Source organism: Pseudofrankia sp. EUN1h, assembly GCF_001854645.1.
GTDB classification, from domain to species: Bacteria; Actinomycetota; Actinomycetes; order Frankiales; family Frankiaceae; genus Pseudofrankia; species Pseudofrankia saprophytica.
This window is the reverse complement of the sequence record NZ_MBLN01000003.1, coordinates 22,783-45,337: the sequence shown is the minus strand read 5'-3', so window position 1 is coordinate 45,337 and position 22,555 is coordinate 22,783. Positions and strand designations below refer to the sequence as shown.

At 70.0% G+C, this 22,555-nt stretch carries 20 protein-coding genes; 18 read left to right on the top strand and 2 right to left on the bottom strand.

Annotated elements, in window-relative coordinates; translation table 11 throughout:
* The 10 genes from BCD49_RS03395 (at position 1) to BCD49_RS03350 (ending at position 10,268) form a co-directional block, all read left to right on the top strand.
* Positions 1-1,869, top strand: a complete 1,869-nt coding sequence (locus BCD49_RS03395; protein ID WP_007516065.1) for a sugar ABC transporter ATP-binding protein — start codon at positions 1-3, stop codon at positions 1,867-1,869.
* Between the two features lie 157 nt (positions 1,870-2,026).
* A complete protein-coding gene (locus tag BCD49_RS03390) occupies positions 2,027-2,932 on the top strand; it encodes a LysR family transcriptional regulator (RefSeq protein WP_071041110.1) in 906 nt (301 codons plus the stop codon).
* 132 nt (positions 2,933-3,064) lie between these two features.
* Positions 3,065-3,991, top strand: coding sequence for a VOC family protein (locus tag BCD49_RS03385; protein WP_007516063.1), 927 nt, complete (start codon positions 3,065-3,067; stop codon positions 3,989-3,991).
* Entirely contained in the window at positions 3,988-5,490 is a 1,503-nt protein-coding gene (locus BCD49_RS03380; protein WP_007516062.1) for an NAD-dependent succinate-semialdehyde dehydrogenase, read from the top strand. Before BCD49_RS03385 ends, BCD49_RS03380 begins: the two co-directional genes overlap by 4 nt.
* Positions 5,490-6,347 (top strand): fumarylacetoacetate hydrolase family protein, encoded by an 858-nt coding sequence (locus BCD49_RS03375; protein WP_007516061.1) that lies wholly within the window; start codon positions 5,490-5,492, stop codon positions 6,345-6,347. The genes BCD49_RS03380 and BCD49_RS03375 overlap by 1 nt, the downstream gene beginning before the upstream one ends.
* A 70-nt stretch (positions 6,348-6,417) precedes the next feature.
* Positions 6,418-6,933, top strand: coding sequence for a VOC family protein (locus BCD49_RS03370; protein ID WP_007516060.1), 516 nt, complete (start codon positions 6,418-6,420; stop codon positions 6,931-6,933).
* Position 6,934: 1 nt separating this feature from the next.
* Positions 6,935-7,750 (top strand): alpha/beta fold hydrolase, encoded by an 816-nt coding sequence (locus BCD49_RS03365; RefSeq protein ID WP_007516059.1) that lies wholly within the window; start codon positions 6,935-6,937, stop codon positions 7,748-7,750.
* The gene (locus BCD49_RS03360) at positions 7,747-8,211 is read left to right on the top strand and encodes a GlcG/HbpS family heme-binding protein (protein ID WP_071041109.1); all 465 of its coding nucleotides are present in this window, start codon (positions 7,747-7,749) and stop codon (positions 8,209-8,211) included. Before BCD49_RS03365 ends, BCD49_RS03360 begins: the two co-directional genes overlap by 4 nt.
* Positions 8,204-9,286 carry a hypothetical protein gene (locus BCD49_RS03355; RefSeq protein ID WP_007516057.1) on the top strand — a complete coding sequence of 361 codons (1,083 nt, stop codon included), beginning with the start codon at positions 8,204-8,206 and terminating at the stop codon, positions 9,284-9,286. The genes BCD49_RS03360 and BCD49_RS03355 overlap by 8 nt, the downstream gene beginning before the upstream one ends.
* 517 nt (positions 9,287-9,803) lie before the next feature.
* The gene (locus tag BCD49_RS03350; RefSeq protein WP_007516056.1) at positions 9,804-10,268 is read left to right on the top strand and encodes a Rieske 2Fe-2S domain-containing protein; all 465 of its coding nucleotides are present in this window, start codon (positions 9,804-9,806) and stop codon (positions 10,266-10,268) included.
* 28 nt (positions 10,269-10,296) lie between these two features.
* On the opposite strand, the gene BCD49_RS03345 is transcribed toward BCD49_RS03350, so the two are convergent.
* Positions 10,297-10,926, bottom strand: a complete 630-nt coding sequence (locus BCD49_RS03345; protein WP_106410519.1) for a TetR/AcrR family transcriptional regulator — start codon at positions 10,924-10,926, stop codon at positions 10,297-10,299.
* A gap of 353 nt (positions 10,927-11,279) precedes the next feature.
* On the opposite strand from BCD49_RS03345, the gene BCD49_RS03340 reads away from it, so the two are divergent.
* Positions 11,280-12,473 carry a sugar ABC transporter substrate-binding protein gene (locus BCD49_RS03340; RefSeq protein ID WP_232794144.1) on the top strand — a complete coding sequence of 398 codons (1,194 nt, stop codon included), beginning with the start codon at positions 11,280-11,282 and terminating at the stop codon, positions 12,471-12,473.
* Positions 12,474-13,165: 692 nt separating this feature from the next.
* The gene (locus tag BCD49_RS03330; protein WP_007516051.1) at positions 13,166-14,512 is read left to right on the top strand and encodes an aminomethyltransferase family protein; all 1,347 of its coding nucleotides are present in this window, start codon (positions 13,166-13,168) and stop codon (positions 14,510-14,512) included.
* A 63-nt stretch (positions 14,513-14,575) separates the two neighbouring features.
* On the opposite strand, the gene BCD49_RS03325 is transcribed toward BCD49_RS03330, so the two are convergent.
* Entirely contained in the window at positions 14,576-15,262 is a 687-nt protein-coding gene (locus BCD49_RS03325; RefSeq protein ID WP_241832244.1) for a TetR/AcrR family transcriptional regulator, read from the bottom strand.
* A 273-nt stretch (positions 15,263-15,535) separates the two neighbouring features.
* Here BCD49_RS03325 and BCD49_RS03320 point away from each other — a divergent pair, with 273 nt between their 5' ends.
* The 6 genes from BCD49_RS03320 to folP all read left to right on the top strand — a co-directional run bounded on the left by BCD49_RS03320 (position 15,536) and on the right by folP (position 22,137).
* Positions 15,536-16,873, top strand: coding sequence for an aminomethyltransferase family protein (locus tag BCD49_RS03320; RefSeq protein WP_071041108.1), 1,338 nt, complete (start codon positions 15,536-15,538; stop codon positions 16,871-16,873).
* Between the two features lie 210 nt (positions 16,874-17,083).
* Complete coding sequence (locus BCD49_RS03315; RefSeq protein ID WP_007516048.1) at positions 17,084-17,950, top strand: methylenetetrahydrofolate reductase; 867 nt, start codon at positions 17,084-17,086, stop codon at positions 17,948-17,950.
* Between the two features lies 1 nt (position 17,951).
* Positions 17,952-18,860: a formyltetrahydrofolate deformylase gene (gene purU, locus BCD49_RS03310; RefSeq protein ID WP_007516047.1), complete on the top strand. Its 909-nt coding sequence runs from the start codon at positions 17,952-17,954 to the stop codon at positions 18,858-18,860.
* Positions 18,861-18,879: 19 nt separating this feature from the next.
* Positions 18,880-19,734: a bifunctional 5,10-methylenetetrahydrofolate dehydrogenase/5,10-methenyltetrahydrofolate cyclohydrolase gene (locus BCD49_RS03305; protein WP_007516046.1), complete on the top strand. Its 855-nt coding sequence runs from the start codon at positions 18,880-18,882 to the stop codon at positions 19,732-19,734.
* 116 nt (positions 19,735-19,850) lie between these two features.
* The gene (gene pabB, locus BCD49_RS03300) at positions 19,851-21,053 is read left to right on the top strand and encodes an aminodeoxychorismate synthase component I (protein ID WP_071041107.1); all 1,203 of its coding nucleotides are present in this window, start codon (positions 19,851-19,853) and stop codon (positions 21,051-21,053) included.
* Between the two features lie 274 nt (positions 21,054-21,327).
* Positions 21,328-22,137 (top strand): dihydropteroate synthase, encoded by an 810-nt coding sequence (gene folP, locus BCD49_RS03295; protein ID WP_071041106.1) that lies wholly within the window; start codon positions 21,328-21,330, stop codon positions 22,135-22,137.
* Positions 22,138-22,555 lie beyond the last annotated feature (418 nt).

Sequence of the window (22,555 nt, the reverse complement as noted above, 5' to 3'; positions counted from 1 at the left end):
ATGCAGCCCTCCCCGCAGACCACCCGTCCCGACTCGGCCGAGGCGGGCGACCCGCCCCGGCTGAGCGTCGAGAACGTCTCGAAGACCTTTGGCCGGTACCGGGCGCTGCGCGAAGTCGGCCTCGACCTGCGACCAGGCGAGATCCACGCCCTCGTCGGCCAGAACGGCTCGGGCAAGTCGACACTGGCCAAGGTTCTGACCGGCTATCACGCGCCCGACCCGGGCGGGCGGGTGCTGGTCGACGGCGTCGAGCTGCGCCTGCCGGTCCGGCCGCGCCAGGCGCGTGCCGCCGGGGTCGCCGTCGTCCACCAGAGCCTCGGCCTCGTCGGGGAGGCGAGCGTCGTGGAGAACCTGCGGGTCGGGCGGTTCCGTGCCGGCCGGTTCTCCCGGCGGATCCGCTGGCGCGAGGAGCGGGCGGCGGCGCTCGCGGTCCTCGAACGCCTCGGCCGGCCGCTGCCGCTGCACGTCCCGGTCGCCTCGCTGCCCGAGGAGGCCAAGGCGACGGTCGCGATCGCCCGGGCGCTGCAGGACGCGCACCGCGGCCGCGGAATGATCATCTTCGACGAGTCGACCCGTTCGCTCGGCCGGGAGGCGCTCGAGCACTTCTACGGCATCCTCGACGAGGTGGTCGCGACCGGCACGGCCGTCCTGATGATCACCCACCGGTTGGAGGAGGTCCTCGAGGCCGCGGACCGGGTCACCGTGCTGCGCGACGGCGTGGCCGCCGAATCCGGCCTGCCCACACGGGACCTGCGCGCGACCGACCTGGCTCGCCTCGTTCTCGGCCGCGCTCTCACGTCCCTTCCGGGCCCGTCCCGGACCTCGCCCAACCCGGCCACCGCGCCCGCGCCGGCGAGGGATGCCGCGGAACCGGCGGCGGCGTCGTCGGCCGAGCCGGCGGTGGCCGCCGAGCCGGCGGCGGCGGTGATCGAACTGGTGGGGGTGTCCGGCGCGGTTGCGCGGGACGTGTCGCTGCGGCTGGAACCGGGCGAGGTCGTGGGCGTGACCGGGCTGACGGCGAGCGGGTACGACGAGCTGCCCTACCTGGTGACGGGAGCGCGCCGGGCCGGCGCGGGCCGGCTCACCATCGCCGGGGCGTCGCTGGACCTGACGTCCCTCGACAGCCGGTCGGCGATCGCCGCGGGGGTGGCGCTCGTGCCGGAGGCGCGCGAGCACGCCGGGCTCGCGCTCGAGCTGACCGTCGGCGAGAACGTCGTGCTGCCTCGGGTGACGGTGGCGGTGGGTGACGACCGGCCGGAGGCGGTCATCGGACGGACTGGCGGCCGCGGCGGTGGGAGCCCCGCGGGCTCGCGGCGGCGCGGGCGACGCGACCCGGGCGGGGAGCGGGACTGGTACCGCCACGAGGAGCCGCGCCGGCCGCGCGGCGGGCTGATGCCGGTGGATCGGGACGCCGAGCGGGCGCTCGTGAAGCACTGGATCAACGCCGTCGACGTGCGCCCGCCGGCGCCGGAGCTGGCGGCCGGGAAGCTCTCCGGTGGCAACCAGCAGAAGGTGCTGCTGGCGAAGTGGCTGGCGGTGCGGCCGCGGCTGCTGGTGCTGCACGAGCCGACCCAGGCCGTCGACGTCGGTGCCCGGCACGCCATCATCAGCACGATCCGGGAGGCGGCCGCGCGCGGCGCCGCTGTACTGGTGGCCGGCAGCGACGAGCACGAGCTGGCGCTGCTGTGCGACCGGGTACTCGTCTTCCGGGACGGCCGGGTCGCCGAGGAGCTGACCGGCGATCTCGAGCCGGACGCGATCGTCGCCGCGACCTTCAGCACCGGCGACCGTCGTGCCCTGCGCTCGCCGACCCGTTTCGGCGTCGCCGAGTCCGTGGGAGGGGCGACGGACGGGAGCGCGCCGGAGTAGTTTCCAGCGCACGGCGCCGCCGTGCTGACCAGGACCGATGGCGCTCCTCCAGCGGACCGGCCGGTGCTGATCTTCCGGTACCCGGCGGTGGCGACGGTGCGGCCGCGCCAGCCGGTCCGCTCCACGCGTCAGGCTCAGACCAGGAAGGACGGGGACCGTGGACCGGATCACCGTCATGCGCAGCTTCGTCCAGGTCGGCGAGGAGGGCAGCTTCAGCCGGGCCGCGCGCAGGCTCGGCTTGTCCGGCTCGCTGGTGTCCCGACACGTCGCAGAGCTGGAACGCCAGCTCGACATCCGGCTGGTGAACCGGACCGCCCGGGCGGTGACGCTGACGGCGGCCGGGCGCAGGTACTACGACTTCGCGGACCGGATGCTGCACGACCTCGACGCGGAGGACGCCGCGCTGCGCGGCATGCGGGAACGCGCGGAAGGCCCGCTGGCGGTGATCTGTCCGAAGTGGATCGGGAACCTGGACCTCGGGGAGGCGATCGCCGACTTCGCGGTCGACCATCCGAAGATCCACGTGCGGTTCGAGGTCGGCGGGATGTCGGATCGGGCGTTCGACTTCCTGGACCAGGGATACGACGTCGCGTTCCACACCCGCGACCTGCGCGACTCGACGATGCTCATCCGCAAGCTCGCCGACATCGACTACGTGCTGTGCGCGTCGCCGGAGTACCTGGCCGGGCGGCCGCCGCTGACGGAGCCGGCGCAGCTCGCCGACCACGACTGTCTCGTGCACCTGAACGACCCCATCTGGCACCTGCACGGGAACGGCCGGGAGGTGCATTCGAAGGTGCTGACGGCGGTGTACTCGTCGAACAGCTACCTGACGCTGCGCAAGGCCGCGGTGCGCGGTCGGGGGCTCGCGCTCATGCCGATCCGGACGGTCGCGGCGGATCTGGACGCGGGTCTGCTGGAGCGTGCGCTGCCGGACCACCGCGGGCCGGCCCGCTCGCTGTACGYGGTGCACTCGCCGGGGGCGCACACGCTGCGCCGCGTCCGGGTCTTCCTCGACTACATCACCACCTGGTTCACCCGCAACCCGATGACCGCGACCTGACCGTTTCCGCATCTTTAGAGTTCGCCAAAACCCAGGGCCAGGCGTTGATCCGTCGTTCACGGCGGCCATAGTGTCGCCTCGTCCGAATGCGTGTCGACGCACGACGCGTGTCGAGATTGGAGTGCCTGACCGGTGACGATCCTTCGTATCGAGCGGGCCGTCTACGGAGTGGACGACGTGGCGACCTGTCGCCGGTTCTTCGAGGATTTTGGTCTTACCGCGGAGGCCGCCGACGGCTCCGACGGCTCCGACGAATGCGTGGTACTCACGACACGGACGAACCAGGTCGTGGAGCTGCGCCGCCGCGACGACATGGCCCTTCCACCGGCCGTGGAACCGGGGTCGACGCTGCGCGAGCTCGTCTGGGGTGTCGACGACCAGGCGGCGCTCGACCGGCTGGTCGAGAACCTCCGCAAGGACCGGACCGTGGCCGTCGACGCGCGGGGCGTCGCGCACACCCACGATGAGGCCGGCTTCGGCCTCGGCCTCGCCGTCGCCGCCGTCGTCCCGGTGGACGTGCCGGCGGCGGCGGTCAACCGGCCCGGCGCGCTGCGCCGCTGGAACGCGCCGCTGCCGCCGCCCGACGGCGCGGTCCAGCCGTTGCGGATCTGCCACGTCGCCTGGAACATCCCGAAGAAGGGCCGCGCCGAGGCGGTCGCCTTCTACGTCGACCGGCTCGGTTTCCGGATCACCGACGACGTCCTGCCCATGGGCACGTTCCTGCGGGCCGATGGCGACCAGGACCAGCACACCCTGCTGTTGTGCCACCGCCCGGACCGGGCCGGCGTGAACCACACCGCCTACGAGGTCGCCGGCTTCGACGAGGTGATCCTCGGCGGCAACCAGATGATCGCCAAGGGCTGGCGGGAGGCCCGCCGCCTCGGCCGGCACACCGTCGGTTCGAACGTCTTCCGGTTCGTTCACGCCCCGTGCGGCGGCCGCGTCGAGTACGCCGCCGACATGGACCGCGTCGACGCCTCCTACCCGGCCCGCGTCCACGAGACCACCCCGCCACACCACCTCTGGACCCTGCTGACCAACCGGGACGGTGACGAATGAGCACACAGACGATCCCGCCAGCGCCGGCGGATGCCGGCTCACCGGCCAACGCGACTGCCAGTGCCAGCTATCCCGAGTCGGCGATGTACATCGACGGCCGGTGGACGCAGGGGAGTGGGAGCCGGCGCGAGCCGGTGCTGAACCCGGCGACCGGCGAGGTGCTCGGCCAGGTACCGCTGGCCGAGGCAACCGACCTGGACGCGGCGACCGCCGCCGCCGAGCGGGGTTTCGCGCTGTGGCGGCACCTGCCGGTCGAGCGGCGCACCGCGATCCTGCGTCGGGCGGCCGACCTGCTGCGCGCTCGGGCCGGCGAGATCGGCCGGGTGATGACCCAGGAGGAGGGCAAGCCGTACGGCGAGGCCACCGGCGAGGTGACGCGCGTCGCCACGCTGCTGGACTGGGACGCCGAGGAGGGCCGGCGCGCCTACGGCCGGATCATCCCGACCGGGCCAGGGGAGACGCTCACTGTCACCCGCGCGCCCGTCGGCCCGGTGGCGGCGTTCACCCCGTGGAACTTCCCCGCCGGCGGCCCGATGCGCAAGATCGCGGCGGCGCTCGCGGCCGGCTGCTCCATCGTCATCAAGGCCTCCGAGGAGACGCCGGGGACCGCGAACCTCCTGGTAAGGGCCTTCGAAGAGGCCGGCCTGCCGGCCGGTGTGCTCAACCTGGTGTTCGGGGTGCCGAGCGAGGTCTCCGAGCGGCTGATCGCCTCGCCGGTGATCCGGTTCGTGGCGTTCACCGGGTCGATCCCGGTCGGCAAGCACCTGGCGGGCCTCGCCGCGGCCGTGATGAAGCCGACGATCATGGAGCTGGGCGGGCACGCCCCGGTGATCGTCTGCGCGGACGTCGACCCGGTCGAGGCGGCGAGATCCTGCGTGCGCGGGAAGTTCGTCAACGCGGGCCAGGTCTGCACGTCGCCGAGCCGGTTCTACGTCCACGAGAGCCACCACGACGCGTTCGTGGACGCGTTCGTCGAGGCCGCCGAGGCCGTCAGGGTGGGGAACGGGCTGGAACCCGGCGTCCAGATGGGCCCGCTCGCCAACCCGCGGCGACGCGCGGCCGTACACGCGCTGGTCGAGGACGCGCGAGCGCGCGGAGCGCGGGTGCTCACCGGCGGCGAGGTGCCGGACGGGGCCGGGTTCTTCTACCCGCCGACGGTGCTCGTGGACGTGCCGGAGGACGCGGTGATGCTGCGCGACGAGCCGTTCGGCCCGGTAGCGCCGATCATGACGTTCGCCGACCTGGACGAGGCGATCGGGCGGGCCAACGCGCTGCCGTACGGCCTGGCCGCTTATGGCTTCACGCACCGCGCGGACGTCGCGGCGAAGCTGACCGGCGCGTTCGAGGCGGGCATCCTGTCGATCAACCATGTCGGCGGCTCGGTGCCGCAGGCGCCCTCGGGCGGCCTCAAGGAGAGCGGTCACGGCCGCGAGGGCGGCTCGGAGGGTCTGGAGGGCTACCTGGTCACCAAGCGGGTCTCGCACCGGATGCAGATCTGATGCGCTGGTGCCGGTTCCGAGACCTCGCCGCCCCAGGTGTCCCCGGCCGCGCCATCGGCGGTCGAGACGAGTTGACCGGGCGCGTCGGCGGCGGTGGCGCGGCGCGGTTCGGGATCGTCGAGGACGACGAGACGATCCGGCCCGTCGACGGCGGCCCGTTCGGCGAGTACCGGCCGCGCGCCGAGCGCGAGCGCCGCCCGCTCGCCGAGGTGGAGTTGCTGCCGCCGGTCGTTCCGAACACGTTCTTCGCCGTCGGTCTGAACTACACCGCCCACATCCGGCACGCGCGCGAGCACGGGATGGCGGGCGCCGCCGTCCCGGAGCGGCCGGAGGTCGGCTACCGGGCCAACAGCGCCCTCGTCGGCCACGGCGCCACCGTCGTCAAGCCCGCGGACTGCGCCGGCCGGTTCGAGGCCGAGGGCGAACTGGTCGCGGTCATCGGCCGGCCGGTGCGCCGGTGCACCCGGGCGCAGGCGCGGGACGCGGTCTTCGGCTGGACGATCGGCAACGACGTCAGCGCCCGCGACTGGCAGCACGCCGACCGGACCCTGTGGCGGGCAAAGAACAGCGACACCTTCAAGCCGATGGGCCCGTGGATCGAGACCGATGTCGACCCGATGGGTTCGCGCACGCTCGTCGCCGTCGGTGCGGCGACGGCCGCCGAGTTCGCCACCGGCGGCATGGTCTTCGACCCGTACGACTACATCGTGGAGATCTCCCGATATATCACGCTGTCACCCGGCGACGTGCTCTGGATGGGCACCGACGCCGTCGTGGAGATGCCGGTGGGTAAAACTCTCGACGTGACCATCACCGGGATCGGCACCCTTTCCAACCCGGTTGTCCAGGAAATGTAGCACCGGAGATGTGCGGCGCAGGAGAAGCAGTGCAGGAGAACCTGGCGAACGGAAATCCAGGAGAGTGGTCATGAGCAGCCGTCCCGCCTATATCCACCACGTCAACTTCCCGACCACCGACCCCGAGCGGACCAGGGAGTGGTACTCCAAGGTCTTCGGCCTCAAAGCCGTCACCCCGAAGAGCAACACCAAGGTCGTCCTGATGACCCGAGGCAACTTCGACCTGCACTTCACCCCGGTCGAGGAGATGGACCGCATGTCGCCCTACCACTTCGCCATGGAAGTGGAGGACTGGGACGGCTTCCTCGCGCACCTGCGCGAGCTGGGCGTGCGCCACACCCGCCCGATCGAGCGGCCGGAGAACAACTCCAAGTTCTGCTACATCCACGACCCCGACCACACCATGATCGAGGTCGTCTACCACGGCAACCGGCCAGGTGGCCCGGGCGCTGGCGGCCCCGGAGCGCCCGGCGGCCCGGGCGCGGGCAGGCCCGGCGCGGGTGGTCCAGGCGGCTCGGGCAGCCCGGGTGCCGCGGGTGCGGGTGGCGCGGCGGGATCGTCCGCCGCGAATGGCCAGGGAGGCTGACGTGCCCTACGCGACCTCGGTGGACGGCGCCCGGATCTACTACGAGACACACGGTGCCGGGCCGGCGGTCCTGTTCGTGCACGGTTCCGGTGGCCACCATGCCGCCTGGTGGCAGCAGGTCCCGCACCTGCGCGACCGGTTCACCGTGGTGACGCTGGACCTGCGCGGCTTCGGCCGGTCCGACTCGGCGATGGCCGAGTACGACAGCCGGATCTTTCCCGACGACATCGCCGCCGTCCTCGACGCGGCCGACATCTCCCGGGCCGTGCTGGTCGGCCAGTCGATCGGCGCCGCCGCGGCGTTGAAGGCGGCGCTGCGCGACCCGGCGCGCGCCGCCGGCGTCGTGCTCGCCCATTCGCTCGGCGGCATCGACCATCCGGACCTGGCCGCCCGGGTACTTGCCGATCGGGCCGAGGCCGAGAAGCTGCCGGTGCTCGACCGGCTGCTCAGCCCGCGTTTCCGGGCCGCTGACCCGGCGCGCACGTTCCTCTTCCAGCAGATGGGCACCTTCAACACGGCGAAGATGGCCGACCTGCGCAATCTCAACACCGACGGCCCGACCGCCGCGGAGGTCGTCGCCTCGGGCATCCCGATCTGTCTGCTCGCTGGCGAGAACGACGCGGTGCTGCGCCCGGACACGGTCCGGGCCGCGGCCGCGCTGCTTCCGGGCGCGACGATCGACATCGTTCCCGCCGCGCCGCACTCGATGTACTGGGAGGCCCCGGAGTTGTTCAACGCCGCCCTCGACCGATTCCTCACCTCCGTGTACGGCGCCGAGCTGTCGGGCGCGCTGTCGAGCTCTGGAGTGTCCGCATGACCTCTTCTCCGACCCTCGCCGAGGCGCGCGCCCTCGTTGACGAGGCCCGGGCGCTCGCGCTCGACCTCGGTAAGGCGATCAGCGTCGCTGTCGTCGACTACGGCGGTTTCGTCGTGCTCGTCGAGCGGATGGATGGCGCCCGGCCGATGACGCCGAGCATCGCCCTCGCGAAGGCCTACTCGGCGGCCGTCATGCAGCGGCCGACCGRGATGCTGGAGGGCTGGCGTGACTCTGACCCGGTGTTCTTCGCCCAGGTCGGCCGGATGGGCCACCAGCCGATCATCGCCACCAAGGGTGGCATCACCCTCAAGCGTGCCGGCGAGATTCTCGGGGGTGTCGGGATCTCCGGCGGTAGCCCCGACGAGGACCAGCGGATCTGCGAGCAGATTGTCAAGTCGGCTGGCTTCGAGCTCGACTTCGCCGCGTGGGCCGGCGCGAAGAAGGAGGCTGGCCGTGGCTGACGACTTCAAGTATCACATCGACCACCACGCGAGCCTGCTGACGCCGCCGGAGATCGTCGAGGCGCGTGCCGTGGGTGGCGACGTCGATCTGCGGGCCGCCGAGGACGCGGCGGTCAGCCGGGCGCTGCGCACGCAGCGTCGCCTGGGGCTGGCGGCGCTGTCCGACGGCGAGTACCGCCGACGCAACCACCTGTCCGTCGTCTATGACGGTGTGGCCGGCTTCGGCCCCGCCGGCGCGGCCGGCGGCCCGCTGGCCCAGCTGGTCGGCGAACGGCACGCCCCGGAGATCAGGACGCTCGTCGAGGCGCCGGCCGAGCGCGGCCGGCTGGTCAAGCACGAGACCGACTTCATGCTCTCGGCGATGCAACGGCCCGTCCTGGTGGCCCTTCCCTCACCCGGCTACGTCGCGGAGCTGGCCGCGGAGGCGGGCGGGGCGACCGCGACCGCGGACGCGTCGTCGGAGGCGGGGGAGCGGCTCGCGCGGATCCTGCGCGATGAGATCACCGCGGTCGCGGCGGACGGCGTCCGCTACGTGCTGCTCACCAACCCGGCGTACGGCTTCCTGCTCACCGCGCGGGGCCGCGCCCGGGCCGTCGAGTTGGGCTTGGACCCGGACGCGGTGATCGAGCGGATGCTCGCCGCCGACGGGCAGGTGCTCGCTGGCCTGGAGGCGCCGCAGGAGTTCCGCGTCGGCCTGGACATCACGACCGCGGGCGCGGCCGGCGGCCCCTGTGACGCCGCGGCGGTGGCCGACTTCCTTGGCCGGTCGCCGTTCGGCCGGCTGTGCGTCGAGTTCCCTCGTGACGCCGCCGCGCGGTTCCCGCTCGGCGAGCTGCCGGTCGGCCTCGTGATGTCCCTCGGTGTCGTGGACGTGAGCGACCCGGCGCTGGAGGACGTCGACGAACTGGTCGGCCGGATCGACGCCGCGGCCGAGATCATCGACGTCGACAACATCGCGATCTCGACGAACGGCGGTTTCCACGCGGCCGCCGCCGAACTCGACGAGACCGCCCAGCACGACAAGCTGCAGCGTGTCGAGATGGTCGCCCGTTACCTCTGGGGCAACGAGCTGTAGGGGCCGGCGGCCTGAACGAATCACGGATCATGGCTGCTACCAGGCTGTCTGTGTCTTTCGACATCTACCGTATCTACCGTGACCTGCCGGTGGCTGTTATGGCTGACGGTCCAGAGACGGTCCGCGGTCCCGCCGGGACTGGGGCCGCCAACTGCCGCGGCTACGGCTGGCGACCACGCCTCGTAGCCGTCGACCGCCGTGAGAGCCACAGAGTGCCCATTCCCCGTAACCGTGGAGGTTAAGTGGCCCAGAAGGTGCTCTTTCTTCGGTTTTGATCGTCTTTCTTGGTGATGTTGCGTGGGCGCCGCGTGCCCGGACGGGGCAGGCCCTGTCCGCCCATAGGCTCGCGCGGCGCCGGCCAGCCCGGCACCTGGTTCTTTTGGGGCATGGCGCCGGCGATGCCGGCTCCCTGCCTGGTTCGGTGAGGTCCTTGCGAGGGCACCATCCGTACTGTACGGTACGGTACCTGGTTTGGAATAACGAGCGGTCCGGCCGTCCCGACAAAGAAAGAACTGCCATGCAACGCTTCGCCGGCAGTATCATCCCTCTCCCGCGTAATCACTGGTACTTCATCGCCCGCACGGACGAACTGACGACGACTCCGGTCGAGCGCCAGTTAGTGGAGCGCAGCATGCTCCTGATACGCCGAGCCGACGGAACGCCCGTCGTGCTGTCGAACCGGTGTCCCCACCGCTCGTTCACGCCCGCGAAGGGTGAAGTCGAGGACGATTACTCCTGGGCCGTCTCGCGTCATAGCGTGACCAGTGACGGCGCGATCTCGGACGAGGTCCGGCGCCCCCAGCGCTACGGGTTCCGCCAGGACGTAGAAGGAATGCGCTGGATCGAACAGCTCTGTGACGGCGACGGCGTCCAGAAGACCGGCGTCGCCGCCGACCGGTCCGGCCTGACACTGCGCCGCCACCTCGCCCTGATGGCCGAGCAGGAGGACCGGCTGGCCAGTATGCCGGAACTCGCGGCGTGACCGCCGGACCCGGCACACCCAGCTCCCGCTATGCACGGCGCGCGTCCGTGCCACCGGCCGGCCGTCGGGACACACCATGAAGGAAAAAGTCGACGGCGTCCACGATGCTCTCCCGGATCTCGGCTCCGGTCGGCTGGTTCGGCGCCCCGGTCAGCAGGCGCATCTGGGCGTCGCCGAGCATCGCCTGATAGAGCTGCGCGGCTGCTTTGACCGGATCCGGCAACGCTATGAGGCCGGCGTCGCAAGCCTGCCGCAGATATCTGCCGAGAACGGCCTGGCCGAACGCTGGTCCGTGTTCGAAAAAGGCCGCCCCCAGACCCGGGACGCGTTCCGCCTCGGCGGTGACGAGCCGATGCAGCGCGATCGACCCCGGGTTGAGGACGACGGTCGCGAAGTGCTCGCCCAACGCGATCAGTGTGGACGTCAGGTCCGTGCCGCCGGGCGTGAACGAGCGCAGCGGAGCTGTCCCCTCGTCAAGAAGGCTCTCGACCGCGGCGCGAAATAGCTCGGTCTTGTCGCCGAAATGTTTGTACATCGTCGACTTCGACCCGCCGACCTCGGCGAGCACGTCCTCCATCGTCACGCCGGCGTACCCGCGGGCCGTGAACAGCTCGCCGGCCGCCCGCAGGAGAGCCTTCCGATAGTCCGCCGCTTTCATCCTCGACACGAATCCCATGCTAGCCGCCACGACGAATGTCGACGGCCATCGAGGTGCCATCCAGGACCGTCCTGACAGCGCTCACCTGGCCCGGACCCCCGTCGGCGCCCGCGGCTGGGCGGCCGCGACCTCCGAAAACAAGATCGACTCGTCCGGAGCTCGGGGCGCAGGCCCGAGCCCCGGAGGGCGTCCCGGGCTCGGCATCACGCGTTCATTTCCGCGCCGATTCCGCTACCGGGCGCTCCGAAGTGAGCATGGCACCACAGGAACACGGCACATACCGCCGACCTGATCCGGCAGACCCACCCGGGGCGTGACGAGGATCGCGGCTCCAGACGTGAGAGGAAAAACCCGTGAGAACTACTCGACGAATTTTCGGCCTGACCGCGCGGCGCCAGGCACGCATGAGAGTCGTCTTATTATCGGCGCTGGCCGCGCTTCTGCCGGCCGCGGCCTGTGGCTCCTCCGGCTCGACGTCGGGCGACCAGCCGTCGGCATCCAGCTCGGCGCCAACCTCTGGCGACGCCGCGGCCATTGTCAGCGAGCTGTCCCAGCCGCGGCCGGCCTACCCGGTCCCGACGACACCGCTGGGCGATGTCGCGCAACTGCGCGGAAAGGTTGTCTACTTCATTCCCATCACCCGGCAGGCGCCGCAGCTCAACGTGACCGGAAAGGCGCTGACCGAAGCGCTCGGCTCGGTCGGGATCGAGGTGCAGACCTGCGACGGCAAGGCGAACCCGTCCGATATCTCGGCGTGCGTCAACCAGGCGACCGGCGCGCGCGCGGGCGCGATCATCACCGACTCGATCCCCTACGCGCTGGCCGCCAACAGCTTCGCGGCCGCGCAGGCGAAGGACATTCCGGTCCTCATCACCGACCAGATCCCCGACCCGGCGCACCCGGCCGGCCCCAAGCTCGGATACCTGGAGGGTTCCGGCACGAAGGGGCTGCTGGCCATCGCCGACTGGATCATCGCCGACTCCGGCGGGAAGGCGACGGTGGTCATCAACGTCGCCACGGACACAGCCTCGACCCAGGCCTACGTGGCCGCCGCACAAAAAGAGTTCAGCGCTCGCTGCCCCGGCTGCAAGGTCACGCTCAACAGGATCTCGTCGGCGAACTTCCAGCTGATCGCGCCGTCAACCAGCTCGGCGATCCTCTCGACTCCCGGCGTGAACTACGTGGTCTCCGAGTTCGAGGTGTACCTGCAGCCGACGTTCGCCGGTGTCCAGCAGTCCGGTCGGGCGGCCGCCGTCAAGGGAGTGTCCACGGCCGCTCAGATCAACGGCCTGCAGATGCTGGCGGCCGGGACGTTCCTGCACATGGACGTCGGTCAGGCCGCGGCCTACCAGGGCTGGGCGGACGCGGACGCCGCGCTCAGGATGATGCTGGGCAAGGAGCTTCCGAGCTATGACATTCCCATCCGCATCTTCACGCGGGACAACATCAAGGACATCTCCGTGACCACCGCGGCGGAGGCCTCGGGCGAGTGGTACGGACCGGCCGACTTCCCAGCGAAGTTCAAGACTCTCTGGGGACTGAGCTGAGCACCTGACCGCGGGCCACCCACTCCGGGCGGGGCGGGTGCTTCCCTTGCCGGTCAGGACAGCCGATCGGTGTCGGGAGGCCGGGAACCTGCCGGCTCCATGACGACGACGGCACGAGTTCCAGGGGTGTTCGGCGCGCCGCGGCGCGCCGAACACCGCCCGGCCACGCCAGCGGACGCGGAGTTCCGGCCGGCCATCCACGTCAACAGGGAGCGGCGGCGCGGGCAGGTCGCCGACGCTCACCTCAGCACGTCGCGGACGCGGATACGGGAGACGCCGAACAGGCAGCGGTACTCGCGGTCGAGCTGACGGGGCTTTCGTAGCCCACGAGATCGCCCTGCCCGACGTCGGTGCCACGGGAACCAACACAGCTCCCTCGATGACCCCTTTCACCGTCATGGAGAACGACGACATGAAGGTGACGGCGACCTTGCGGCCGCAAGCCACAAGCAGTACTGTACGGTACAGTACCGATTCTGCCGTTGAGTTGTAGAACTCCTCCACCTATCCCGTGGCTTACTCACCTGACCGCCTCCTCGTCGCAGTGATCCCAGGACGGCAGGTCCTGGGCCGAGTCCTCAGGCGAGGCAACCGCTTGGTGGACGGATGGCTGCACCATCGGCCACCGACCTCGTGTCCTTGTTCGTGGCCGGGCAAGGCCGAGCACGCGGCAACGACCGGAAGGATGTCCCATGGCGAGTCTTGAAGACGTAATTCGTAAGGCTGGCGATCCGCTGACGCTGATGCGCAGCGGCCGATCGGGAGCGTACCCGTTCCCGATCCGGGCCGAGTTCACCAACTGGCGCGATGAGCAGGAGAGCTGGCGTACCACCGCCGCCCTGATGGACCTGTCRCACCACATGACCGACCTGAGGGTCACCGGCCCCGACTGCTATCGCCTGCTGTCCGATTTAGGCGCCAACTCCTTCAAGGGCTTCGGCCCGATGAAGGCCAAGCAGTTCATCGCCTGCAACCACGACGGCTACATGATCGGCGACTGTATCCTGTTCTGCCTGGCCGACAACCTGGTCCGGCTCGTCGGGCGACCACCGGCGCTCAACTGGGTGCAGTTCCACGCCGAGACCGGCGGCTACGACGTCACCTTGCGCCGTGACGAGCGCACCGCGCAGAACCCGCATGGCCGGGAGCTGTTCCGCCTGCAGCTGCAAGGACCGAACGCGGCGCGGATCTTCGAGAAGGTCAACGGCGGCGCCATGCCCGATATCCCCTTCTTCACGATGGGCACGTTCGCCATCGGCGGCCACCAGGTCACCGCCCTCAACCATCGGATGTCGGGGTTCCCCGGCCTGGAGTTCTTCGGACCGTACGCGGAGATCGACGGTGTCCGGGACACGCTCCTCGAGGCCGGCGAGCAGTTCGGCATCCGCCAGGTCGGTGCCCGCGCGTACGCCTCGGTCGCCACGGAGTCCGGCTGGATCGCCAGCACCGTGCCGGCGGTCTACACCGGGGACGACCTCAAGGCATACCGGGAGTGGCTGAACGCCAGAACCTTTGAGGCGAACCTCTCGCTCGGCGGCAGTTTCGCCTCGGACAAGGTGCAGGACTACTACACCACACCTTGGGATCTCGGCTACGGTCACATCCTGAAGTTCGACCACGACTTCATCGGCCGCGACGCGCTGCAGCGGCGGAAGGGCGAGCCGCACCGCCGGAAGGCGTGGCTCGCCTGGGAGCGCGACGATGTGGCCCGGATCTTCGCCAGCATGTACGAACCGGCCGACAAGCGGTTCAAGTACATCGACATGCCAGCCGCGTTCTACTCCGCGTCGCAGTTCGACCGGGTGGAGAAGGACGGACGTCTCGTCGGGGTGTCGACGCTGTGCAGCTACACGTCGAACGTGCGCGGCTGGATTTCGATCTGCATGATCGACGAGGATGGCGCGACCTACGGCGACCAGGTCGAGCTGGTCTGGGGTGAGCCGAACGGCGGCTCCGCCAATCCCACGGTGGAGCGGCACGCGCAGACCACGATTCGCGCCACCGTCGTGGATCGTCCGTTTCCCGCCGACAAGCGCTGAGCTGAGGTATCCGCGACGCGCGTGGGTGTCGTGAGTGCGATGAGCCGGACGTGGCACTGCCCATCACCGCGTTGTCGCGTCCGCGGCCCGTGGTTGCGGTGTCCGGAGCCGGGTGCCGTCGACGAACGTGTTCACCGCGTGGGTGATGCTCGACTCGATCTCCTGCGAGGTGGGCCGGTCGGCGGTATTCATCAGCAGCCGCATCTGCAGCGAGCCCAGCATCGCCTGGTAGAGCTGGGATGCCGCCAGCACCGGGTCCGCGACTTCGATGATGCCCGCGTCGCGCAGCGTGCCAAGATAACGGCCGAGGATGGCGTTACCCACCGCGGGACCGTGTTGGAAGAACATCTGCCCCAGCCCGTCGACCCGTTCCGCTTCCGATGTCACGAGACGATGGAGCGCAATGGCTCCGGAATCGAGCACGATCGCGGCAAAATGCCGCCCAAACTCCTTGAGTGTTTCGACGGGGTCGCCGCCGCTTGGATGAAAGGAGGTCAAGGGTTGACTGCGCTCGTCGATAAGCATTTCCACGGCGGACCGAAACAGGTCGCTCTTGTCGCTGAAGTACTTGTACAGCGTCGCCTTCGAGCCACCCACGGCGGTCTGCACGTCATCCATGGTGACTCCGGAAAACCCGTTCGCGATGAAGAGCGCGGCCGCCTCGCGCAGGATCCGCGCTCGCCGGCGCCCACTATCCACCCTGGAAGTATAGCTTGACCACCGCGTCGGGACCTGCGTGTCGTCCGCCACCTCACACCGATTCATGGACAACCACCTGGGCTGGCGGCGGCGTGCGGCCCGCCGTGTGCAAACCGAGCATGCTTCGGGCGGCGCGAGGGCCGTGGGCTTCCGCGTCGATATGGATGGTGCTTCCAGCGGGCGTGGACAGGGCCGTGCTCGGGTTGTCCAAGCAAAGGGTGTGCCACTTGCCCTACGGAGAGCCGCGGCGCGGACCCACAACAAGCTCGATGCGCAGCTCGTTTGAGACGCGGACCTATGCAGTGGACGACATAAGGAAGAGGCATGACAGTTCCAAGTCTTCAGGACGGCATCGACAAGGCCGGCTCGCCGTTACGCCTGCTGTGGAAGCCAGGCGCGGCGCCCTGGACGCCCGAGGTTGTCGAGCGCGAGTACGTGGGCTGGCGGCAGGAGCAGGCGGCCTGGCATGACGGGGTGGCCATCTCGGACCTGTCGCATCACATGTACGACATGGTCATCGATGGGCCGGACGCGACCAGGCTGCTCGCCGCGGTGAGCGCGAACAACTACGAGACGTTCGCGGTCGGTCAGGCCAAGCAGATCATCCCGGTGACGAACGAGGGGTTCATCGTCACCGACGGGATCCTGCTGCGCCGGGCCGAGCAGCAGTACACGCTCAGCGGCATTCCGGCGTCCCAGCACTGGGTGCGCTACCACGGTGAGCAGGGTGGCTACGACGTCACCTTCACCACCGACCCGTCGTCGGCCTTCCGCGGTGGCGGCGACCCGAAGCTGTTCCGTTACCAGATCCAGGGACCGCTCGCGCGGCAGCTGGTCGAGCGCGCGTTCGGCGGGCCGCTGCCCGCGACCAGGTTCTTCCACGCCACGGCGGTCACGCTCGGCGGACGGAACTTCCGTGCCCTGCGGCACGGCATGGCCGGGCAGCCTGGCTACGAGTTCATCGGTGACTGGGCGGATGGCGCGTATGTCAAGGAGACGCTGATGCGGGCCGGCGAGCCGTTCGGCCTCGTGCATGTCGGCGCGCTGGCTTACACCACGGCGTCCGTGGAGAGCGGCTGGATCCCATCCCCGACGCCCGCGATCTATACCGACCCGGACCTGCTGGGCTACCGCCGTTGGCTGYCGCTGTTCGGGATCGAGGGACAGCGGCCGCTGCACGGCAGCTTCTACTCCGACGACATCGAGGATTACTACGTCACGCCGTACGAGCTCGGGTACGGCCGGCTGATCCGCCTGGACCGCGACTTCATCGGCCGCGACGCGCTGGAGAAGGCGAAGGACGCGGTTCGCTGGGCGAAGGTCACGCTGGTCTTCGACAACGACGACGTTCGCTCCGTGCTCGGCGACGAGCCGGGCTTCGTGCTCAGCTACGCCCGCCACCGTGTCGAGGCCAGCTCGGCGCTGGTCGGCACGACCTACCACATCGCGTCGTCACACCCGTACCGATCGATCATCGCGCTGTCGCTGGTCGACCAAGCGCACGCCGCGCCCGGCACCCGGGTGGAGGTCGTCTGGGGCGACCATCCCGGCTCGGGGACACCGGCCGACGCTGATCTGGGATTCCCCCGCATCCGGGCCACCGTGCAGCCCGCGCCGTACAACGAGCACGCGCGCACCCAGTACCGCCACAACGACCAGTAACGACACATCCAGCAGTAACAAAACGGGCCGACCGGGTCAGCAAGTGTCACGACGTCGTCCGTTGCCGGTCGGCCGGCAGCGGACCTCCGTCTCACCGCCGCGGCGCGGCCAGCTGGCGAGCCCTCCCAGCGTGACGGCCGCGTCGCGGCGGCGAAGGGGGCCTGTTGCCTCGCCCCCGGCACAGAACGGACCCTGGAACCGAGGAGAACGATGACTTCCTTACCCGTCGAGCAGGCCGGGCGTCTCGCCACGCTGTTGCACGACGTATCCCTCGAAATGACCGGCAAGGACATTGAGGAACTCGACCTGGCGCGGGAGTCCATCCCGACGGGCACCTGCATCAACGTGACCTTCCTCGGCAACGAGGATCTACAGATGCGGCTGGCGGCCGCCAGGGCCGTCAAGGCGTACGGCTTTGTCCCGGTGCCGCACATCTCAGCCCGCCGCCTGGAGTCGCGTGCGTCGCTGGAGGTGTTTCTCGCCGCTCTACAGGCCGACGGCACCGGCGAGCACGTCTTCGTCGTCGGCGGTGATCCGAGCGTCCCACATGGACCCTACGCCGACGCGCTGTCGGTCATCCAGTCCGGCCTGCTGGAGCAGTACGGCGTCCGCCGTGCCAGCGTCGCCGGCTATCCCGAAGGCCACCCCGATATTCCTGACCGAATCCTCTGGCCTGCCCTGCGGGACAAGCACGCGTCCCTTGCCGAACGCGGTCTGGCCGGTGATGTCATCACGCAGTTCGGATTCGACGTCGACTCGGTCCTGACCTGGACCGAGGCGCTCCGCGAACGCGGCGTCGACGCGCCGGTCCGTATCGGTGTGCCCGGCCCGGCAGGGGTGCGCCGGCTGCTGCGCTACGCGGCGCGGTTCGGCGTCGGTACCAGCGCCTCGATCGCGAAGAAATACGGTCTGTCGCTGACCAACCTCATGGGCACCGCCGGGCCCGACCGCTTCCTGCACACCCTCGCCACGGATTACGACCCGCGGCGACACGGCGAGGTCAAGCTGCACTTCTACACCTTCGGGGGGCTGCGGACCACGTCGGAATGGATCGATCATCTCAGGAAAGAAGGCTGACGTGACGGTCGCCCAGGAAGCTCCCGCGCCGCAGGCGTCACCAACAACGAGAACCAGGAATCAGGCATCGCTGATCGTGCACGGCCGCGACCGGACCGGCATCGTGGCGGCCGTCGGCTCGGTGCTCAGCCAGCACGGGGCGAACATCGTGTCGTTGGACCAGTACTCTGACGATCCGCAGGGTGGGTCGTTCTTCCAGCGTACGGTCTTCAGTTCCGACCGGCTCAAGGCGATACTGCCCCAGATCGAGAAAGACCTGCGGGCGCAGTTCACCAAAGGCTTCGAGCTGCATTACACGCTGCGAGACACGTCGATTCCCCAGCGCGTCGCCATATTCGTTTCCAAGGCCGACCACTGCCTGCTCGACCTGCTCTGGCGGCACCGCGGCGGCGAACTCCCGATCACCGTGTCCATGGTCATCTCCAACCACACCGACGTCGCCGACGAGGTGCGCGCCTTCGGCATCCCGTTCTTCTTCGTACCGTCGGCCGGCCCGGACAAGTCCGCCGCCGAGGCCGAGCACCTCCGCCTGCTCCGCGGCAACGTGGACTTCGTCGTGCTGGCCCGCTACATGCAGATCCTCTCCGGCGACCTCATCACGCGGGTCGGAGTGCCCATCATCAACATCCACCATTCCTTCCTCCCGGCCTTCATCGGCGCCGGCCCGTACGCCAAGGCAAAAGAACGCGGTGTGAAGCTCGTCGGCGCCACCGCGCACTACGTCACCGAGGACCTCGACGAGGGCCCGATCATCGAGCAGGACGTCGTCCGGGTCACCCACGCCGACACCGTCGCCGACCTGCAGCGCCGCGGCGCCGACGTCGAACGGCTCGTACTGTCCCGCGCCGTGCGCTGGCACAGCGAGGACCGTGTCATCCGCCACGCCAACCGCACCATCGTCTTCGCCTGACAGCCTCGGGAGCCGATTCATGACCATGAAGATCGACGGCACGGCGATTGCGCGGCGGGTTCGCGCTCAGGTCGCTGCCGACGTCGCGGCCGCCTACCCCGGGCCAGACACCGCTCCGGGCCTGGCCACGATCCTCGTCGGCGACGACCCGGCCAGCGCCGTCTACATCGCGAGCAAGCGCCGCGCCGTCCGCGAGGCCGGCATGCGCGACCTGCACCGCTCCCTGCCAGCCGACGCCACCCAGACGCAGGTCGCCGCGGTCATCGACGAACTGGTCGCCGACCCGTCCGTCTCCGGCATCCTGCTGCAACTGCCGCTGCCTCCCCACCTCGACCCAGCCCCACTCATCGACCGGATCCCGGCGGCCAAAGACGTCGACGGCCTCACCACCGAAAGCGCTGGCCTGCTCGCACGCGGCCTGTTCGGGCTGCGCCCCTGCACGCCCAGCGGCGTGATCGAGCTCCTGGACGCCGATGGCATCAAGATCGCCGGAAGACACGCGGTCGTCGTCGGCCGATCCGCGCTGGTCGGCCACCCCATGGCCGAGATGCTGCTGCAGCGCGACGCCACGGTGACCATCGCGCACCGGCCGACCTCGGACCTGCCAGCGGTGACCCGACTCGCGGACATCCTGGTCGTGGCGACCGGCGTGCGCGGCCTGATCGGCGCCGAGCACGTCAAACCCGGCGCCATCGTCATCGACGTCGGTATCCACCGCACGAGGACCGGGCTGACCGGCGACGTGCGCACCGCGGAGCTCGAGGGTATCGCCGACCGCGTCACCCCGGTGCCCGGCGGCGTCGGACCCATGACGATCGCCATGCTCATGGTCAACACGCTGCGCGCCGCTCAATGGACGCAGCCACAGCCRTAGGCACGTCGGCCGCCACCCAGCGCCGCACTGGCGGTCAGAGCCAGCGGAACCACCAGAGCAGAGTCGCGCGGCGCACAAGCCAGAACACGGCGCCGCCCTTCCCACAGAGAAACCCCATGACGATCCCGCACCTCTGGGCTCGCTTCGACGACCTTGTCGCGGGCCGTGCCCTTGCCTTCCCGCCGCCGCACCAGGTACTCACGGCCGAGCGCCCAGACGAGGTAGTCTCCGTGCTGGCCGAGGTAGAGCGCGCCACCGCCGCGGGTGCCTGGGCGTTCGGATACGTCTCCTACGAGGCAGCGCCGGGATTCGACCAGGGGCTGGCCGTGGCGCCGGCGTCGGCCGATGACCCGCCGCTGATCTGGTTCGGCCTGTGCGGCGATCCGACCGAGGTCCCGCCGGTTCCCMCGCCGTCGGCGGCCCAGGGCCCCGCGCGGTGGACGCCGGACTGGACCGCCGACGATCACGCCCGCGTCGTCGCCCGTGTACGCGAGCACATCGCGGCGGGAGAGACGTACCAGTGCAACGTCACCGACCGGCTACGCGCCGCCGTCGACGCAGACCCCTACCTCCTCTACGCCCGGCTCGCGCGCGCGCAACTCGCGGCGTACAACGCCTACCTCGACCTCGGCCGGTTCGTCGTCATCAGTGCCAGCCCGGAACTGTTCTTCGACTGGGCCGGGGACCGCCTCCGGACGCGACCCATGAAGGGCACCGCCGCGCGCGGTCGCACCCCCGCGGAGGACCGCGATCAGGCGCGACGGCTGCGGACGAGCCCCAAGGAGCTCGCCGAAAACGTCATGATCGTCGATCTGCTGCGCAACGACCTCGCCAAGGTCGCCCTCGTGGGCAGCGTCGAGGTCACGCGGTTGTTCGCCCTCGAGCGATATCCGACCGTCTGGCAGCTGACCTCCGAGATCACTAGCCGTCTGCATCCGGATCGCGGCCTCGTGGACATCTTCCGCGCGCTGTTCCCGTGCGGCTCGGTCACCGGCGCGCCGAAGCGGCGCAGCATGGAGGTAATCCGCGATGTCGAGACTGGCCCGCGCGGGGTGTACTGCGGAGCGGTCGGTCTCGTCGCACCGCCGTCCGCGCCGTTCCGGGCCCGTTTCAGCGTCGCGATCCGAACGGCGGTGGTCGACCGGCAAACGGCTTGCGGCGTGTACGGCGCCGGCGGAGGCATCACCTGGGATTCCCGGCCCGCCGCCGAGTGGGCCGAACTCCTCGCCAAGGCGGCGGTGCTCACTCGAAGGGCCATGCAGGCCGACCGTCGTGCCGACATCCCGGGCATTGCGCCCGTCGGCGGTCTCGTGACATGACGTACCGCACCGTACAAGTCACCTCCGCCGTGCCGGGCGAGCACGATCCGAACCCCTCGCGCACCGGCACCGGAGGCCCGTCCCGACTGGTCATCGGACGGCGGGCGTCGATGTGAACACGGCGGTCGACGAAGCGGATAGTTCGCGGAAGCACGGCATCACGACAGATCATCAGAGCGAACGAGGCAGGTGTCTTAGCAGCGTGCAGAGCGCGAGAAACGTTGCCGACCGCCGTGGCCAGGCTTTTGTGCCGAGAGCCGGCCAATGCCTGGTCATGGGCATCCTGAACGTCACACCCGACTCGTTTTCCGACGGCGGGCGGTTCCTCGACCAGGCAGCCGCCGTTGCCCATGGTCTGGCCATGCACGAGGCCGGCGCCGCCTACGTGGACGTCGGCGGCGAATCGACACGTCCGGGAGCGGCCCGCATCGACGCCACGGAGGAACGCCGGCGGATCATGCCGGTGATCAGGGAGCTCGCGGCGGCGGGCGTGCAGGTCAGCGTCGACACCACCCGGGCCGAGGTCGCCGCGGCCGCGCTCGCCGCCGGCGCGGTGCTGGTCAATGACGTCAGCGGCGGGCTCGCCGACGCCGGCATGGTCGATCTGCTTGCGGACGCCGGCGTTCCGTGGGTACTCACCCACTGGCGGGCCCACAGCCGGCGGATGTACGCCGCGGCCGAGTACGGCGATGTCACCACCGAGGTCCTCACCGAACTGCGCCGACGGGTGGACGCCGTCGTCGCCGCGGGTGTCGATCCCGGCCAACTCGTGCTTGACCCCGGGCTCGGTTTCGCCAAACGAAGCGAGCACGACTGGTCGCTGCTCGCTGGCCTGAACCGGTTGGTCGCGTTCGGTCTGCCGGTCCTTGTCGGCGCCTCACGCAAGTCGTTCCTCGGCCAGCTACTCGCTGGTCCGGACGGAGTCCCGCGGCCTATACCGGGGCGGGCAGCCGCCTCATTGGCCGTCGACGTCTGGGCGGCGATGGCCGGCGCGTGGGCCGTCCGCGTGYACGACGTCCAGCAATCTGTCGACGCCCTCACCGCCCTCCACGCCCTGCACCTACCAGCCGACATGGCGACCTGACCCGAAAACCCGTGGGGTCGAAGCGTGAATGATCACGCACGCTGGTCGGTGGCCAGGTTGGTCAGCTCGAGCTGCGCGCAGGTTGGCATCGCGACCTTCGACCGGTCCTAGGGTTTCCCAGATCGTCGGACGAACGTCAAGAGGTCACCGTCTGGGTGTCGCGCCGGATCGAGAATCAAAGGTTGCATCCGGCGTCGCTTCCGCGGGGTAGAGGTGTCATAGACTGGCGATCCTCGTGGAACCCCGTTGCGCAGCATCGATGGAGATGCCCAAAGGCGGATCTGAGCAGGGAGCCCCTCCGGAGCGCCCTAGGTCGGAACGGTCCGGTGCAGCTCTGTGGTGGGACTGGTGGCAGGCACCCGCGGAAATCTGGACGCTAGATCCACCCTTTCGGCGCCGCATCGCAGGAGTACGGACG